The 530-nt window shown below is 58.7% G+C and carries 1 protein-coding gene; it reads right to left on the reverse strand.

Going from position 1 to position 530, the window contains the following annotated elements:
• The coding region (locus tag A11A3_RS17195; RefSeq protein WP_008930602.1) for an IS3 family transposase at positions 1-530 on the reverse strand (530 nt) is incomplete at both ends.

The raw sequence follows: 530 nt of genomic DNA on the forward strand, positions 1-530 counted from the left end.
GATCATGCGCCCTCAGAAACGACTCCCAGTCGTGGCTGGTGTATTGGCTGCCCTGGTCGGAGTGCACAATCACCTTTCCCTCAGGCGTGCGACGCCAGACCGCCATCAAAAGCGCATCCAGCGCCAGCTCCTTGGTTATCCTGGATTGCATTGACCAACCGATCACCCGTCGTGAGAACAGATCCAGAACAACCGCCAGATACAACCAGCCTTCATGTGTTCGGACATAGGTAATATCCGTTACCCAGCTCTCGTTTGGTGCTTGCGGATTGAACTGCCGCTGCAGGATATTCGGTGGCCCCTTGTGGAGCTCCCCGGCCCTATGGCGTGGCTTGCGATAAACCACCTGCGCTCGTATTCCCGCGTGGCGCATCAGGCGGTGGACTCGATTGGGCCCGCATCGCTCGCCATACTCGCGTAGATCCGTATGGATCTTCCGGTAGCCATACACGGCCCCGGATTCCAGCCAGAACTGCTTGATAAGCCCGGACAGGCGCTCGTCCTCAATTGCACGAGCTGAACGAGGCTGG

Origin of the sequence: Alcanivorax hongdengensis A-11-3 (assembly GCF_000300995.1) — a bacterium.
Classification (GTDB): domain Bacteria; phylum Pseudomonadota; class Gammaproteobacteria; order Pseudomonadales; family Alcanivoracaceae; genus Alcanivorax; species Alcanivorax hongdengensis.